This window comes from Shimazuella sp. NTD248, from assembly GCF_059510395.1.
On sequence record NZ_JCAJZT010000015.1, the window covers coordinates 1 to 18,002 of the forward strand.

13 protein-coding genes and 1 tRNA gene are annotated in these 18,002 nt (G+C 38.7%); 4 read left to right on the forward strand and 10 right to left on the reverse strand.

Translation table 11 applies throughout. The annotated features are described in order from the left end of the window. Positions 1-195: 195 nt before the first annotated feature. The 3 genes from AC5WOE_RS19580 to guaA form a co-directional block, all read right to left on the reverse strand. Positions 196-1,287 carry a hypothetical protein gene (locus AC5WOE_RS19580; protein ID WP_496053313.1) on the reverse strand — a complete coding sequence of 364 codons (1,092 nt, stop codon included), beginning with the start codon at positions 1,285-1,287 and terminating at the stop codon, positions 196-198. A 468-nt stretch (positions 1,288-1,755) separates the two neighbouring features. Next, positions 1,756-3,087, reverse strand: coding sequence for an NCS2 family permease (locus AC5WOE_RS19585; protein ID WP_496051535.1), 1,332 nt, complete (start codon positions 3,085-3,087; stop codon positions 1,756-1,758). Between the two features lie 38 nt (positions 3,088-3,125). After that, complete coding sequence (gene guaA / locus AC5WOE_RS19590; RefSeq protein WP_496051534.1) at positions 3,126-4,664, reverse strand: glutamine-hydrolyzing GMP synthase; 1,539 nt, start codon at positions 4,662-4,664, stop codon at positions 3,126-3,128. 199 nt (positions 4,665-4,863) lie between these two features. Here guaA and AC5WOE_RS19595 point away from each other — a divergent pair, with 199 nt between their 5' ends. Together AC5WOE_RS19595 and AC5WOE_RS19600 are read left to right on the forward strand one after the other, a co-directional pair. Beyond that, positions 4,864-5,811, forward strand: coding sequence for a phosphotransferase enzyme family protein (locus AC5WOE_RS19595; protein ID WP_496053314.1), 948 nt, complete (start codon positions 4,864-4,866; stop codon positions 5,809-5,811). Positions 5,812-5,831: 20 nt separating this feature from the next. Next, complete coding sequence (locus tag AC5WOE_RS19600) at positions 5,832-6,227, forward strand: RidA family protein (RefSeq protein ID WP_496051532.1); 396 nt, start codon at positions 5,832-5,834, stop codon at positions 6,225-6,227. Between the two features lie 44 nt (positions 6,228-6,271). On the opposite strand, the gene AC5WOE_RS19605 is transcribed toward AC5WOE_RS19600, so the two are convergent. Continuing rightward, positions 6,272-6,805 carry a hypothetical protein gene (locus tag AC5WOE_RS19605; RefSeq protein WP_496053315.1) on the reverse strand — a complete coding sequence of 178 codons (534 nt, stop codon included), beginning with the start codon at positions 6,803-6,805 and terminating at the stop codon, positions 6,272-6,274. A gap of 276 nt (positions 6,806-7,081) precedes the next feature. Between AC5WOE_RS19605 and AC5WOE_RS19610 the strand changes: the two genes are divergently transcribed. Together AC5WOE_RS19610 and AC5WOE_RS19615 are read left to right on the forward strand one after the other, a co-directional pair. Next, positions 7,082-8,116 carry an NAD-dependent epimerase/dehydratase family protein gene (locus AC5WOE_RS19610; RefSeq protein ID WP_496053316.1) on the forward strand — a complete coding sequence of 345 codons (1,035 nt, stop codon included), beginning with the start codon at positions 7,082-7,084 and terminating at the stop codon, positions 8,114-8,116. Positions 8,117-8,187: 71 nt separating this feature from the next. After that, entirely contained in the window at positions 8,188-8,784 is a 597-nt protein-coding gene (locus AC5WOE_RS19615) for a TetR/AcrR family transcriptional regulator (RefSeq protein ID WP_496051529.1), read from the forward strand. A gap of 219 nt (positions 8,785-9,003) precedes the next feature. On the opposite strand, the gene AC5WOE_RS19620 is transcribed toward AC5WOE_RS19615, so the two are convergent. The 6 genes from AC5WOE_RS19620 to AC5WOE_RS19645 all read right to left on the reverse strand — a co-directional run bounded on the left by AC5WOE_RS19620 (position 9,004) and on the right by AC5WOE_RS19645 (position 17,992). After that, positions 9,004-11,256 carry a glycoside hydrolase family 3 protein gene (locus tag AC5WOE_RS19620; RefSeq protein WP_496053317.1) on the reverse strand — a complete coding sequence of 751 codons (2,253 nt, stop codon included), beginning with the start codon at positions 11,254-11,256 and terminating at the stop codon, positions 9,004-9,006. Positions 11,257-11,276: 20 nt separating this feature from the next. Further along, positions 11,277-12,530, reverse strand: coding sequence for an MFS transporter (locus AC5WOE_RS19625; protein WP_496051527.1), 1,254 nt, complete (start codon positions 12,528-12,530; stop codon positions 11,277-11,279). 175 nt (positions 12,531-12,705) lie between these two features. Beyond that, positions 12,706-15,219: a GH39 family glycosyl hydrolase gene (locus AC5WOE_RS19630; protein ID WP_496053318.1), complete on the reverse strand. Its 2,514-nt coding sequence runs from the start codon at positions 15,217-15,219 to the stop codon at positions 12,706-12,708. Positions 15,220-15,404: 185 nt separating this feature from the next. Then, complete coding sequence (locus tag AC5WOE_RS19635; RefSeq protein WP_496051525.1) at positions 15,405-16,010, reverse strand: TetR/AcrR family transcriptional regulator; 606 nt, start codon at positions 16,008-16,010, stop codon at positions 15,405-15,407. A 29-nt stretch (positions 16,011-16,039) separates the two neighbouring features. Next, positions 16,040-17,524 (reverse strand): NAD(P)/FAD-dependent oxidoreductase, encoded by a 1,485-nt coding sequence (locus AC5WOE_RS19640; protein WP_496053319.1) that lies wholly within the window; start codon positions 17,522-17,524, stop codon positions 16,040-16,042. 392 nt (positions 17,525-17,916) lie between these two features. Continuing rightward, a tRNA-Ala gene (locus AC5WOE_RS19645) sits at positions 17,917-17,992 on the reverse strand. Positions 17,993-18,002: the final 10 nt, after the last annotated feature.

Sequence of the window (18,002 nt, forward strand, 5' to 3'; positions counted from 1 at the left end):
ATGTAAATCTAAAAATTAACAGGTTTGTGATCTCACTCTTCAGTTTTCAAGGAACAACTTCTCTTTTGTTGTCTGTCCGCTCTGTCGCGGCGACAAGAAATACTATAACATGGCCAATATCTATAAGTCAACACTTTTTTAGGATAATTTTATTCAATGAGTATCTCAAACAATCATAGCAATTAATTTGCTTTTCTACAGCACTTTCTTATCACTCCTATTGAAATACGCATCTTCCAATTCAATTGTTCTACTAGGTAACAACTTATTTTTTTGAAGAATACGGTAGGTTCGTTTATTCGTTTCTTGTTGCTTTATGACACTATCCTCATCGATATAAGGATAGTTACGCATTTCCCAAAATGCCTTTGCGATTTGCTTTTCCCCATGCTGTTGAACTATTTCTTTAAATCTCATATAACAAGAGATATAGTATCGAGATGCTTTTTCATCTGGCAGCTGTTCCAAATTCATCTGTTCTAACTGGCTGATAGTGAAAGGGTGAAAGTTTATTTCTATTTCTGGTTGTTCTTTGGAAAACCACGCTTCATAATACATCGCTGCCCCTTCTTGCAGCCAATACGCTGCATTATCATTGGTCATATCACTGAGCAGTTGATGAGTATACTCATGAGCAAGTCCATGTGTAAGAGACGCTACATCTGATTTTCCTACCACTAACTTTATGGATTGCCTTGCTTCGTTCCAACCTCCAGCCCATGAAGGTAAAGATAACTTAACGGATTGACGAAAAACTTCTGGATCATGATACAGTTTTACTTCTAATATGGATGGGTGCCACAAATATTTGTGAGCCATTTTTTCAGATACATGAGATAATATCATCAGTGCATTTTGCGCCTCAGGGAGTAAATTCCGATCACTATACTTTACTGTTATTGAACTTTTTTTCCTCTCATAAGCAAGTGAATCTGCATCTTTCCAGCCTTGCTTTGTTTTTTTCATCTCAACCGGACGGATAAACGAATACAGCTTATGATTTTTTTGATATGACTGAATGATCTCTACATGAAAATGGTTTTTAGAAATAAAATGATAATCTTTTACTTTTATTTGAAATGTCTTAGGATCAATGAAAAAAACTGCGTCTTTAAACCATCTTTTTTGTTCCTGTCTGTAATGTTCGTCTTCATATATAGTAGACACATAGCTGGACAAATTATTTGCATTTACAGCTTGCTGCTGTACACGAAACAGATTTTTTATCTCGTCTATATCACTCGCAGGAAAAAGATTAATCCAAATACCAAGCAGAATACTAAGCATAAAAAAACCTCCCTATTGGTAGGTTTTCCATTGCATTTTTCGTTATGCACAAGAAAAAGCCACCGAATTCGGTGGCTTTTTTATATCTTACCATTACTAAGGATACGGACCTTTCGCTTGTCGATAACTACTGCTTTGGAACTCCAATAGAATCCCCCCTCAGAAAGTCACGAAGCATTTTGCCATTTCCAAGTTAAGTACTTTTTAATGCGATGTCTATGGGTAAGGCCCTAATGAATCTACTTTCTTCACTTCAATGGATTTGATCATATACTGATACCCTCCTAGTGAGTCAAGTATTCACCAAGTAGATTGTTGCTTAACTACTTGTAAAGCTAATGTTAATAGTTTATTAAGATATGGTCAAGGCTTTTTCTATAATAATTTGAACAAATCGAACATTTGCCACTAGATAAAACTTCGTTTTATACAACAAAACTCCCTTGTTTAGTAACAAGGGAGTTTTGTTTATATTGCGCCAAGATAAATAAAGCGAAGGATAAAAAGTACAGCTAATATATACATGATTGGATGAACCTTTTTCCAATTTCCAACGACAATTTGGCAAATCGGATAAAGTATAAATCCAACTGCAATACCTGTAGCGATACTATATGTCAAAGGCATCATGATCATGGTTAAGAAGGCTGGTACTGCTACGACAAAATCATCCCATCTAATCTTTTTCAAACTACCTGCCATTAAGACTCCTACAATAATCAAGGCTGGAGAAGTGATTGCTGCTACAGACGCAAAAGCTTTCACCAACGGAAAGAAAAAGACAGATAAACCAAGGCAGATAGCCGTCACGACAGCAGTAAGTCCAGTGCGGCCACCAGAAGCAACTCCTGATGCAGATTCAATATAGGAAGTGACAGTACTTGTTCCCATTGAGGCACCAGCCATCGTTGCAATAGAATCCGTCACAAGAGCTCTACCTGCTTTTGGCAATTTGTTGTCTTTTAATAATCCAGCTTGATTAGCCACTCCAACTAATGTACCAGCGTTATCAAACAAATCGACAAATAAGAAAGAGAAAACGATCGTAAATAGTCCGAGATCAAGCGCTCCTATAATATCCATCTGCATGAAAGTTGGTGCTATGCTCGGGGGCATGGAAAAAATACCGGCCGGTGGAGCAATTAAACCAGTGATTACTCCTAAAATTCCAGTTACAATCATACCAATAAAGATGGCTCCTGTCACCTTACGGAGCATTAAAATGACCGTAAGAACAAGTCCGAAAATCGTCAGCAATAAATTTGGATCGTAAGAAAGTTTTGGATTCAAAGCGATAAATGTTGCTTCATTCGCAATGATCAAACCTGCATTTTTCATGCCAATAAAAGCAATGAAGATCCCGATACCAGCAGAAACTGCATATTTTAAAGAGGATGGGATAGAGTTAATAATCATCTCTCGTACTTTTGTTACAGTCAGCAGTAAGAATATAACGCCGGAAATAAAAACAGCTCCTAATGCTTTCTGCCAGGGTATTCCCATACCAAGACAAACTACAAAAGTAAAATAAGCATTTAACCCCATCCCAGGAGCAAGTGCTATCGGATAATTTGCAATAACTCCCATCAATAAAGAACCAAGAGCCGAAGCCAAACAGGTAGCGACAAACACTGCCCCAAAATCCATACCTGTTTTACTCAGGAAACTTGGGTTTACAAGAATGATATATGCCATTGCAAAAAAAGTGGTAACGCCTGCCAAAATTTCGGTTCTTATATTCGTTTTATGTTCTTCTAGTTTAAAAAAGCTGGATATACCTGAGGCCTTCTTTTCTGTCATTCCGAAATCCCTCTACTTTTCCATATTAATGACTTATTTTACTCCCATTCAATGGTGGAAGGCGGCTTGGAGGTGATATCATACACAACTCGATTGACATGATCGACTTCGTTTACAATCCGTGTGGATATCTTTTCTAAAATGTCATAAGGAATTCTCGCCCAATCCGCAGTCATACCATCGATGGAAGTAACAGCACGAATTCCAACCGTGTATGCATAGGTTCTTACATCCCCCATCACACCTACACTTTTGAAATCAGGAAGTGCAGTGAAATACTGCCAAATCTCTCGATCCAATCCTGCTTTTGCAATTTCTTCACGCAAAATTGCATCGGAATCACGAACGATTTGTAGTTTTTGTTCGGTTATTTCTCCGATTACTCGAATGGCTAAACCTGGTCCAGGAAAAGGTTGACGCCAAACAATTTCACGTGAAATGCCAAGCTCCTCACCGAGTTTACGAACTTCATCTTTAAATAAAGTATTGAGCGGTTCAATGAGTTCCATACTCATTTCCTCTGGTAACCCGCCTACATTGTGGTGAGATTTGATGGTATGGGCAGTTGCTGTACCAGATTCGATAATATCGGTGTACAGAGTTCCTTGTCCTAAGAAATCATGTTTTCCTAACTTGGCAGATTCCTCTTCAAATACATAAATGAATTCATTTCCAATAATCTTTCGTTTCTGCTCTGGATCGGAGATTCCAGCTAGTTTTCCTAAGAAACGATCTTTGGCATCGATTTTTACAAAATTCATATGGAAATGATCACGGAAGGTCGCAACTACTCCCTCTGCTTCTCCTTTACGGAGCAAACCATGATCGACAAACATACAGGTAAGTTGATCACCGATCGCTTTATGGATCAAAACCGCAACAACAGAAGAATCCACCCCACCACTGAGAGCGCAGAGAACACGTTTATCGCCAACACGGTTTCGAATATCTGCAACGGCATCTTCCATAAATGTTTCCATTGTCCAATCGCCTTTGCATCCACAAATCGAAAATAAAAATTGCTTTAACATTTCATTTCCATTAGTGGTATGTTGCACTTCTGGATGGAATTGCACAGCATACAGCTGTTTTTCATCATCCATCATGGCAGCAACCGGAGCAGATTCTGTTCTTCCGATGACTTCAAAACCAGCTGGAGGAGCTAAAAGCACGTCACTATGACTCATCCATACTTGTTCTTTTGTCCCAAAAGATTGAAAAAGTTTGCTGTTTCCAACTACCTCTAATTCTGCTTTACCGTACTCTCTTTTATGCGCACGGTCTACTTTTGCACCGTACTGAGCAGCGATCATCTGCATGCCATAACAAATACCTAAAATAGGCACTTGCAGGTCAAAGATAGCAGGATCGCATTTTGGTGCTCCTTCTTCATAGACACTATTGGGACCGCCAGAAAAAATAATTCCTGTTGGTTTATGTTGTTTTAGCTCTTCCGCTGTAGTAGTATGCGGAAGCAATTCACTAAATACGCCTAAATCGCGAATTCTTCTCGCGATGAGTTGATTATATTGACCTCCGAAATCCAACACTACCACGCGCTCCATTTGTTGATTCATAACGACCTCCAATTCTATTAAAAACGAACATAACTTGAATTATTTCTAACAAAAATATAATCATATACGAACATTTAGGTCAAGGTATAGGTTGAATGTTTTTTATAGACTACTCTTTCCTGACACGAAAGAATATTTTGTATTTGATATAATAAGAAAGACAAATATGCCTTTCAGAAAGTATGGTGATGAATGAAAAATGTGGAAAAAAGATATTGTAGAAGAAGCTGTCAAGCGATTCCGTGGGACAGTAGCTTCTATCACTTCGGTCGGTGGCTTCTACCAAAATGTATTTCAATATGAACGCGATGGAGAGGAATTCATTCTTAAATTAATTCCTTCTGCCAACAAAGATCGGAACATGCTGTTATCAGAGATGAAATGGATTCAGTACTTGCGAAAAAATGGCATTCAAATTCCGAAAAATGTATTGTCCAAGAGAGGAAACACCATCGAAGTCATCCACACCCTCCCTATTCCTTGCTGTGCTATTTCATATGAAAAAGCAGAAGGAGAAAAGATAGCTGATAACCACTGGAACGATTACTTGTTTACCCGATGGGGTCAAGAGATGGGTAAAATGCATGCGATCTCCAAAAAATTTCACTTAGAAGAAGTAGATGCGCCCTTTGATGACTGGGATCAAGGCGAGATTTATCACCGTGACTTATCCACTGCCCCAAAACTGGTACAAGACCGCTGGATTGAATTGCGCGAAAAAGCAAGTAGTTTTGTGCGAAATAAAAAGACATATGGTCTCATTCATAATGAACTTAGCAATCGAAATATTCTACTGAATAAAAGTAGAGAACTGATCATTTTTGATATGAATCATGTCAAATACCACTGGTATACATACGATATTGCCATTTCCCTTTATCATGCCCTAGATTATGTATCTGAATACGATCAAAGCTCTTTTAAGCAAGAGTTTTTACATAAATTTATGTTTGGTTATCTCTGCGAAAATGAATTAGAAGATGATTGGGAAGAGCAAATCAATTTCTTTTTGAAGTATTACACCAATTTCCGTTATCTCTACTTACATATTTATTTGCACAAAGAAAGTGCTAGTAAGGCAAAACTGGAAGAATACAAAAGGTTAGAAAGCATTGTAAATCCTGCGAATAAACTTTTACGCAGATAAATACGAGGGGAGAAAAAGTGATGAAAAGACAAAGAGTGTTGACAGGTGCTCCATGGGAATCCGTTGTTGGATATTGCCGAGCAGTTCGCGTAGGTGATCGAATCGAGGTAGCAGGTACTACTGCTGTGAAAGACGGAAAAGTAGTGGGAGTCGAAAATGCATATGAGCAAACGAAATTTATTCTGCAAACCATTGAAGGGGCATTAGAAGAATTAGGTGCTAGTCTGTCAGATGTCGTAAGAACGAGAATGTTTGTCACAAATATTTCCAAATGGGAAGAGATCGGCAGGGCACATGGGGAGTTTTTTAGAGAAATTCAACCTGTGGCAAGTATGATAGAAGTGAAAGGGCTGATCGATCCAGACTTATTAGTAGAGATAGAAGCAGAGGCTATAGTAGAAGACACCCCTTTATAAAAGTTTGGGCCGTTCGTTCTCGGATGAGAAACGAACGGCCCCGATCAGAACTTGACCAAAGAATCCGAGCCAACCCCAACGAACTTCACAGCATTGGAGTTTACCCCGAAGAACTCCTTCGCGACTTTAATCACAGCGTCCCTCGATACGCCATTACCGATGTAACGCGGGGCTACCATTTCACCGAAGGCAAAATGAATCGCCTGCGAAGTATTTGCTGCACAACTGTGCACTTCACTCCGGACCCAGCCCCGTTCCATCCTACTCCCCGTTTTTAGTTTGAGAAGCTTGGAAACCGCTCCGAGAAAACACGTACAGATTGCCGCCAATGCGAGCATTTCCAGACCTCCCTCTTCAAAGTCAATGGAAGACTGTCCATGATTTTGGAGGAAATCGTTGTACACACTGAGCAGATTCTCAGCCAGTGTTTTCCCCTCGTCACTAGCCTTTTTCTCCAACTCTTGGCGATTCCTCTGCTCGTAAGCCTCTCGAATCGTTTTCAATTGTTTCTGGAGGTCATCGCGGATTTTGCCGTGGTTTTTCTTCATGATCTTGTTTGTCAGTTCCTGCGAAGTCATCCCAACTCCTTGATGTTCTGATCGGTAGACACTTATTCTTTTATTTTAGTACATGTATCAAAGTATTTCATCTGTTTGATGCTTACGTTTGTCTATTATGTCAAAACACTATTTATAACCTTTTCTACCTTGAAGACCCTTAATTCAGATAAGTTTATTACTCATTCTGAATTAATTTTCAAAAAATATAAATGAATGCTTGACTAAATTTTACTCATCACCTATTCTATTATTGAACGGTCTGACCGGTCAAAAAAATACAAAGGGTGAACAACAATGGAATACAAAAACATGAAAAAAAATGATTTGTGCTTAGTTACTGGAATAACTGGATATGTAGCGTCTTGGATCGGGAAATATTTATTGCAAGATGGATTTCGGGTGAGAGGTACTATCCGAAACATAAATGATGCAAAAAAAGTAAAAATGATCAAAGAAAACTTACCTGGAATTGAACTAGTAGAAGCAGATTTACAAAAAGAAGAAGGCTGGAAAGAGGCTGTCACAGGATGCAAATGGATTTTTCATGTAGCGAGTCCACAAGCCAAAAAAACGGAGAAAAATTTGATCGCAAGTGCTACTCAAGGAACAAAGCATGCCTTACAGGCTTCCTTTCAATCCAACACTGTGAAAAAGGTAGTCGTCACTAGTTCTGAATCAGCAATTATTTTTGGACATCCTGCAAGCAAAACTCTTTTTACCGAAAAAGATTGGACAAATCCAAAAAATATCAGTGAATACTTTCGCAGTAAGACTCTTGCAGAGAAACTTGCTTGGGATACGGCTCAAGACAAACAACAGAACCCTAACAATGTGAAACTATCAACGATCAATCCAGTGTTTATCTTTGGGCCGTCTTGTCTGCCAACTGTATCTTTCACCCAAGAAATGATAAAAGAAATTGCCGAAGGAAAACAGCCCATGCAGCCAGATATGTCAGCAGATATAGTAGATGTTCGAGACTGCGCTCGTATGCATATTGCAATTATGGACAAAGAAGAAACGAATGGAAATCGACATATCAGTATAGCAGCAAGAGGGAAGTTTGTTGATTTACCCAAAGCAATTCACCGTCACTTTTCCCATCTCGGATTTACTCCACCAACGAAAATAATGCCGAAATATATGATGTGGATGGGCAAGTTTTTCAATAAAAATGCCGCTTCTGCTTATCCATTAACTGGAAAAATGATTAGAAGAGAATCCATCTATCCTGATGTATACGATTATCAATATACGAAGTTTGATCAAATCATTAAGGAAACAATAGAAGATTTGCTTGCAAAGAATGCCTTAAAGAGTAAGATATAACCCATTTTTGTCTTGATTCGTTTCTTTCTCTATAATGAAATGGATAAATCTAAATAAAAGGAATGCATATTATGTCCCCACTGAGTGAAGAACAATTTAAACAAATCCGTGACAATCGCATAGAGCAGATATTGGGTGTCGGACTGAAAATCTTTGCCCGTAAAGGATACATCGGAACGAAATTGTCCACGATTGCTTCAGAAGCAGGTATCAGCAAAGGTCTTCTTTACCATTACTACAAATCAAAAGATGAATTTCTAGAAACTCTCATTCATAAAGCAATACAAGAATTAGAAAACGGCATACAGGCAATGTATCAAACTCCGGCAACTCCACTGGAAAAATTTAAAAATATGCTGAATGTTAAAGAAGAAGAGCAGTACTATTTTCTGCTGATCCACCAAGTTCTTTTATCGGAAGAAGTACCTGATAAACTAAAGAAAATTGCCAAAGAACACTTCCTTGGCACTGAACTTTTTGATAAATTAGTACCCTTATTTAAAGAAGGACAAGAACTTGGTGAGTTCGCACCTGGTGACCCTAACAAAATCGTGACTTCTTTTCTTACCGTACAATCAGGGTTGATGGCCTTAAATTTAAATAATGATGAAGAATTTATCAAACCAGACCCAGATATACTGATCCGAATATTGACTGGCCGCCCCTAATACGAAATCGAAAGGGACTTCATACATCCCGTATCTTTTGTCGTCTCACCCAGCCGTGTACTGAGGGTATGAAATAAATTCTAACCTCTTTCCTAGAAGAGAAAGAGGTTAGAATTTATTATTTGTCTATAGGTTGCTAGTCCCTCTTCCCATTGGAAAGTAGAAATCTGTTCAGTGTCTCTAACAGACTAAGTTACCAAAAAGGTATCACGAAAAGGCTCACACTCTTTTATACTTCTTCGTCCGTTCATCCTCTATCACACCATTCCAATTCAGACCATAAGCAAAATCGTAAACGTGCTGCTCTGTATCCACATGGCATTTCATATCATGAGCAACGTCTTCTAACTGCTCTTCTACGGTCTCCATATTTGCAGGCATTTGCATGGGAAGTAAGCCAGAAGGCTCTTCGTTTCCTACTAAAAATTCCAAGATCACGTGATCTTGAACTCCAAAATTAGCGAGCATACCATCAACTTCCTGTTCAAATTCATTTACTACCATTGGATTGGACAAAAGCAGGGAGACAATAACTGGCTTGCCTTTCATCTTTTCTTTCGTGTCGAGGAGAATATCCAAGTCACATTCATTTTGCGTCGTTATCGTTTTCCCACTATAAGATCGATTGAGCACATCTTCTGGACGAGCATCACCAGCAATGCTGACTTCTCTCGCTTTTACTGCGGTGTATGGTCTATATTGAAGGCTGATCGGAACATATCCATTTCCACCTTGTTCAGCATCCTCTTTGTTATATCCAATGCCTGATTTTGGCGTACGCATAAAGACTAAAGCTGCATCTGCTTTCTCTGGATCATCGGTTATGGAGAAATATTTTTTTGCTGTTTCTATGTCGATCGGATATTCTTCTTTTTCAGGTGTAGGATTACCAAACCAGTCTTGCCCAGCAGGAGTATATCTTTTAGGAATATATATGGTGCAAGCTTTGCTCAATGGTAAAACTTGCTCTTTGTTTTTTAACATCACAACGGAGCGAAGCTGTGCTTGGTATCCTTCCTCCTTAAACTGAGCATTACCAACTATATTCACACTCTCTTGCACGTCGAGGTAAGGATTTTCAAATAATCCCAAGCGAAAAATATTTTTTAACAGACGAACAGCAGATTGTTCCATGCGATGGCGCATGTAGGCTTCGCCATGTTCCTCTACTCCCATCTGATATGCTTCCAAAATAGGACCCATCTCATTATTCCCGCCAAACTGATCGACACCTGCCATCAGCAGCTTGTAATGGCGTTCTGCGACAGATAAATGTTCCACACCCCATGATTTGCCGCTAGCTATCATAGTTGATTCCAAACTATCTGCTGTAATCATCCAATCCGTACAAACGACGCCATCATAGCCGTATTTTTCCCGGAGGAGATTTTGAATCAAATATTGATTGTAGGAGTTTCCTACGTTCTCCCCATTTACTTGATCTTGATTAAATGAAATCGTGTAATAAGGCATTACCGCTGATGCCGTTTTCGTTTTTCCTTTTAATTGAAACGCTCCTTTGGTGAATGGCAGTAGATGTTCTGCAAAATTATTTCCCGGGTAAACTGCAAACTTTCCAACTCCATAGTGAGCATCACGACCACCTTCCCCTGATCCGCCACCCGGCCAATGCTTTACCATGGCGTTTACGCTGGCATAGCCCCAACCATTTTCTATTTCTTCTTCGCCAACTGAAGTTTGAAATCCGTCGATGTAAGCCTGAGCCATATTGGTGGATAGCTTGACGTTTTCACCAAATGTCCCATTAAATCGAAACCAACGAGGATCTGTCGCAATATCAATTTGTGGAGAAAGCGCAGTCGTAATTCCCAAAGCTCGATATTCTTTTGATGCTATTTCCCCAAACTTTTCTACGATTTTCGGATCAAAAGTTGCCGCTAGTCCTAACATTTCCGGCCACAAGGAAACTAAGCTGCCCAGTGATCCAATATTGAACTCTGAACTAGCATCAGAACCATGACGAGGATCAGAGCTTGTGTTCACAGGAATTCCTAAATCCAGCGATTCAACCAATTCTTGCACCTTATTATTCCAACGGGCTGCTACTTCTGAATCTTCCAGCATGGTCACTAAAATATGTCGTACACGATCTTCTGTTAAAAAATGAAGCTGTTCATCCGTAAGATCCCACGGATTTGCATCGCTTTCTTCATAGGCTTTTCCTTTATATTTTGCCGTAAACCAACTATCACTCGTTGCTGGAACAGCTTGATGGCTGCTGTACAACATCAAGCCAGCTATTTGTTCGATTGTCATTTTAGAAGCTAGATCGAGGGCTCTCTCTTCCACAGACAGCCGCCAATCTTCGTATTTATCCAATTTCCCATCTTTATTTAAATCTTTAAAGAAATGACCGTCTTGCTCTAAAATAGTAACATTAGATTTTGCAGAAACACCAAGAGCTGGCCCTTTTTTGTTTTTTACAAATTGAATGTTCTCCCCTGTATTCATGTTGTATTTCCCCCATATTTTTATAGATTTTTGCCAACTTCAGGAATTGGTTTTACCGAGAACATACCAATCAGAACAAATAACCCTAAGAACAGAAAGAAAAATGTCCATCCACCGATCGATAAAAGAAGTGGTGCAATCGCTGGTACAATCGATTGAGGAAGTGCATTGGCTACATTCATCAAGCCAAAATCTTTGGCTGCATCTTCTTTATTGGGCAAAATCCGTGAAACCAAAGCTGTATCCACTGCGGAGAAACACCCAAATCCAAGACCAATTACAGTTGCAGCAACCATATAAACTGTCATGTTAGGAATAAAAGCAAACAAGAGCAAGCCGATCAACATAATTAGAGCCGAAATATATAAGAATGGTTTTTGTTTTTGGAACTTGTCCGATAAAACGCCTCCAAGAAAACTAGTCAAAGACATTGCGATGAGAATGATGATTTGAATGGTTCCGACACTGCTGGTAGCTTGGGTCTCGGTAAATCCCATCCGATTGACAAACATCACCGTCAGATATAACGTACTGGAGTATCCCATCATCAGCGCAAACTTTCCTAAAATAGCCCATGAAAACGATGGGAATTTTTTCGGACTTGGATAAATCGTACTCATCTTCTCAGCCAAGGAAACTTGATTCTTTTCCACTTTCATTATTTTGACTTTTCCGTCACGAATCACAAACAAACTGATGACAGGACCAACAATTCCAATAATCGAGACAAGCAGCCATTTGCTAAACATCGATATATTAGGCAGTAGCATCATCAGCACCATTCCTACTGCCATACCAATTGGTACAGCCAAACCCATCAGCCCAGAAATTGTTCCTTGTTTTTCCACCGAAACTTGATCTGGAACAAGAGCAGTATATGCTGCCATACCAAAATTAAAGAAAAATTGCGCGATACACCAAGCTACTGTAATCTGCCATATTTCTGTTGCTATCCCAATCCAGAGCAGACTGAGACAACCGATCAGCGGACCGATCAATATCCACGTACGACGACGTCCAAAAGCAATATTTGTCCGGTCACTGATTGCCCCTCCAATCGGATTACCAATCAAGGCAAAAAAAGCACCAATACCTGCTACCCACCCATAGGAAGAGGTATATCCACTTGGATCAACTTGAATCATTTTAAACGTGAGCAGGATGGTAGCTGGAGTCATCAGTGCCAGCATCATACAAGCATATCCAAACAAAATACCAAAAGTTAAACGTCCAAAAGGTGTTTTCACTTGCCCTTGCACGGTATTTGGAACCATGAGATGAACCTCCTTATGACTGTCGATAGATGAAAGCGATTACAATATCAATTGTAAAGGAAGCGTTTACATTTTCGACAGGGCTTAGATGATCCATCTTTATAGCCTTTTTTATGCTTTTGCAGTTGGAAAACAAGAGATGATGATCTATCACAGATAAAAAATTGACTCAAGTTTAATAGAGACGAATTAATTCAATCAAACCGATTGCATGTGGTTCAAGTGTTATCGTTAAGTGAAGACTATCCGCTACTTCTATCGGTTCCACTTCGATCTTTGGTCTAGCAGAAGATCGAAGGTAATCAATTTCTTCTTCGGATAATTCCTGTGGCGCTCCCATTGCCACCCATTCATCATAGCTGCTCCCATGGCTTCTATTCACCAAATAGGTCACTTTTTTATACTTACCTGCCGGCACATTTTCGAGATGAAAGTGAAATTTCTTTGTTTTCTCCCCTGTAAAGCACTGATAACGGTTTGTCATACTGACAAAAGATGTATCTCCTTTCGCATACTGCTCATCGATATGACAATAATGATAGGCTAAAATTTGTATCGATCTATTACTCTTTGCAACAAAATAACTGGATTCTTGTTGAATCAGCTGGTCTCCTAGTTTAGCCAACAACCAATAGGCCATCATTCCTGCTTTCGGAATGCCACGCTGTGTGACCAGTCCTAATCCGCCATGAAAGACAGCTGGGTCAGCAGCCTGCTCTTCGATGTTATCACTGAGCACCCAATAGCCAAAACCTGCTATCCGATCGAGATTTTCGACTATATTTTTCACGATATAGGCCGCTTTATAAAGAGTGTCGTTGATTAAATCCCGGTGATAGGCAGTCGCATTCCACTCTGTTAAATACAGCTCCTTATCCTTTAAAGCCTGTTTAGCTAATAAGCTTTTTTCTCGAATCAAACAATCCCGTAAATAATCTGGATTTAAAGATATTTGCATGAAACTTGGATCTTCGAGATCAAAAGAAAGGTATTCACCGTTATCATCGTGCTGCAAAGACGTTAGGCCATGTGGATAAAAATGAATCGGAATAAAATCAGGTATGCAATGATGCTTTTTGGCATACTGAAAAAATTCATCGATCCATTTGGTTGAATCAACAGTAATAATGCGACCAGGAGCACCTACTTGAAAAAGCGGGGATATCGATTTGATTTTTTCATACGTTTTTTGATACAAACTAAGATATTCCGCTTTACTTCCTGACCAAAATTCGTATATTTCTGGCTCGTTCCAGAACTCAAATTTCCAAGTCTGTACCTCATGTAATCCATAACGATTGACACAATGACGTAAAAAACGATCAATTAATTCAATCCATCGATTTTCTGCATATGGGGGGCTTGTATAACTTGGCTTATAAAAAATCGACTTTCCTCTGTCTTTTGCCATTGCAGAGGGCATGAAGCCCAATTCTACAAAAGGCTTTATGCCGATCGATAATAGGAAATCAAATAATTGATCCACATATCGGAACTGATAAATGGCATTCCCTCTATCATTTTCTTGATATATCATCATGTCATCATCAAATATCCCATGGAATCGTAAATAGTGAAACTTACATACTTTTTGTAAATATGTGAGTTGCTGTTGAACATCTCTATGTAATCCTTCTTTTGCCTTTCCAATCGTGATGAGGTTTTTCCACGTATGTTTGATCTTTGTTGGTTTATCCGGCATTTTTATTCGATAGGATGCATTCTCTATCTCATATGACAAGGGATTTGAAACTGGAGGATGCAACGGCAAATATTTATTGATAATACCTAAAGCACTTTCTTGATTGAACATTAAATAATTAGCTAGTTCCTTTTTGGTTTCTTTCTGAGAAACAACTGGCCGGTTCTGGTTTCGGTAATCAGATGGAGTCGTATGATATCGTTTCTTAAAAGCGGTATAAAAAGATTTGGTATTTGGAAAACCATGAATGATTGCGAGGTCCGCGATTGATTTATCTGGATGTACCAACATATCCTCCACTGCATGCTTTAACCGAATACTCGTAAGATAAGACTGAAAATTTTGTCCTACATTTTCGCGAAAAAACTTAGAAAGATAAGGAATAGACAAATATTCTTTTTGGGCAATATCATGCAATGTAATGGATTCTTGATAATGTTGATCGATATAAGTCACGATTCGCAGCATTCGATCCATTAACTTATGGTTCACCATTTTACCCGAAAACGGCTCTTGAAATTGTTTCATTAACATAGCAAAGACTTGTAACATCCTTGCTTGCATCTCAAGTTCATAGCCAGTTCGCTTTTTCTGTCTGAGTTGAACAATCTCCGCTAACCATTGTCTCATCGTATCAAAAGACGGTTTCTTGTCCCGGCCGACCGTTTGCGAATAACAACCAAAATGAAGTTTCTCCACTCCTGTAATGTACTCTTTCAAATAGGCTACAGGTATAAGGTAAGTCACAATAATATTCTTCTCGATTCCAATCACTTCATGAACATGAGATTGATTGATTAGCAAAACATCTCCTGCCACAAGCGTAAATTGTCTCTGATCTACGATTACTTGTAGTTTTCCTTTGAGAACAAAAATGATTTCTATGCTATAGTGCCAATGATTTGGAACATAATTTACATGATGCAAAGATACCGAAAACGGAAGATTATCTTCTGTCTCCACCCTTTCATAGATAGAATTAGTCATCGTGATCCCTCCAAGTATTGCTTCGTATATAGAGTATCCAAAGAAATGTATATCCATCATGAAACATCTTTCTTTACTAGACTTAAGGGAAATCCACGTTATCCATATAATGATGGAAGCCAGTATCACCAAAAAAGCTGCTCTTAAAAAAGAGACAGCTTCTATTCTACCGATCTATTTTATTTCTATTCTGGAGAAAAAACCAAAGGATTTATTACTAACCTCAATAACCAATTCACATCTGGCAATAATCCGTCATCTTCACTCAATTTTAATGTCATCAATCCTGATAACACTTTTAGATAATTTGAAGCTAATTCACTCGTATCACCATCTGTGAACTCACCTATTTCCTGGCCTTTTTCAAACAAAGGAACCAATTGTTCTGTGTATTTTTTATTAGAATGTTGTTTCATCAACTGTTTTGCTTGGTCAGGAATACCATCTCCAATACGAGCTTGATGAATTAACAAAAATCCATCTTGATTTTCTTTATCAAGTATATGTGTAGTTAATTCTCTTAATTGTTCCAAAGGTGATCCGAGCTGAACATTTTTAAATACAATCATTGATTCATCTACTGCTATTTGCACAAGTGAAATGAAAATCTCATCCTTGGATTTAAAATATTTATATAATAATCCTTCACTCAATCCTGCTTCTTTAGCAATCATACTCGTTTTCGCTCCAATAAACCCTCGTCTTGCAAACACTTTCAATGCTGCATTCATAATTTGTTCTTTACGTTTATCACGAATTTGTTTTAATTGTTCTGTATTTAATGGTGACATCCTACCTTCTCCTCCAAAAGGACTGGAACTCAAGAAAAATTTACAAAGTTAGCTCCAGAGAATGACGGAATTAATCGGTCGATTTGATCATTGGTGAGTTGACCTGTTCCTTGTGTCACTTCATTATACCATTGTCTATCTTCATTCGAAGCATCAGACATCACAGTTCCCATCATTTCCGCATTAAACAATACTCGTGGCGAAAATAGCAGTGTGTTCACTGCCCAGTACATGCCATATAGTTGAAGATTTTTTTTAACGGTTGCATGTTTCAAATATAACTCTAAGTATTTGCTGGCAAATTCAATTCCTTTTAAGGACTCACCCACATACTCAACCCCTTGCCATGATAAATCAGCCGCACAATTTAACCACCAACCTGGCTCAATAGCATCTTGAATCCGAGATAGTACATGCTGTTCAAAGTTAGAACGAGGATCATTTTGTTGTTCCTGAATACATTTCTCTAACATTTCCACTTCAATCGCAGCCATGGTAATGCCTTGACCAAAGATAGGGTCGACATGGCAAAGTGCATCCCCTAAAACCAATAGCCCTGCTGGCCATTTTTTCATTTTATCAAATCGTTGGCGAATTAATTCTGGTACTTGGAAACCACGAGGTGCAGTGATTGGTTCCAGTTGTTTCATTATCTCTGCAATCAATGGATCAGAAAGCTTAGCAGTCGCTTCAAAATATTCATCTTGTTTTATGGTAGGATGCTTTCCTCCCAGACCATAAAGCAAAACTTCGGCAACATCATTTTCAATGGTAGAGAAAACACCAGTAAATGTTTCCGTTGAAGGATGTCCGGCAATCCGAATGACATCCCATTCCTCTGCTAGTTCAGTAGGGATATGAAAACGTCGAGTACTGTAGGAAAGGGAAACCTTTAAGAGATCAGCTTCAGGTACTTCATAGCCAAGCTGTTGTAGCCATAATCTCAATTTGGAGCGTCGTCCACTAATGTCAAATATCATATCCGCTGAAAGTGTCTTTTCTTGCTTAGAAGTTCGATCTCGCAAATAAACACCTGTTATCGTAGAAGCATCAGAAGTAGCATGTAAACCTAGAACATCATGTTTCTCTAAAAAACGAACATTTGGTATCTTCTTTACATATTCTCGAATCGTCCACTCCAGTAACGCACGACTGCAAGTAACCTCTTTTTCTTGGCTAGGCCCAACTACTATCTTCCCATAGTGATTTACTTGATAAATATATTTATTAAATGATAAAGAAGCCCCATTCTCCAATAAGACATCGTTATATCCAGGAAATAAATGATTCAATATCACCTTCAAGCGTGGTGTAAATCGATGGGGATGAAATCCTTGCGGTGTTCCTGCTCGATCGACAGGCTTCTGAGGTAATTCATCCTTTTCAACAATCAATATCTCCGAAAAATATTCAGACAGTACTTTAGCTGTTAACAATCCACCCATGCTGCCTCCAATTATAATTGCTCGTTGAGTTTTTTCTTTCGTAAATGTTGTATTCGTCGTAGTTATCATTTTTATATCCTCCACATTTAAAAGTGAGTTACTCACTCAATAACATAACAAAAAAATATATCAACTTACTAACAAATCATCCTCTGTATTCACCTTAATTACAATCTACTGTCCTCTTCAGAGGCAAATAACACTATATCATTCTTGCCTATATCATTCTTGCCTATCTTATGGCTTCCTCATCAATATAATGAGGTATGAGCCTTCAGAGATATACATCTAAAATTGAGTGAGTTGCTCAATCAATATAAACTTATAGTACTTTCATCAACATTCTTTGTCAAGACACTTTTCATTTTCAATAAAATGAAATGATCTTGACAGCTTCTCCCTACAAACTGTCTATCAAACACAAAAAAACCTCCTACTCTGTTCGAATAGAAAGGTTGGTGTGGTGGAGCTAAGCGGGATCGAACCGCTGACCTCCTGCTTGCAAGGCAGGCGCTCTCCCAGCTGAGCTATAGCCCCATATAAACTG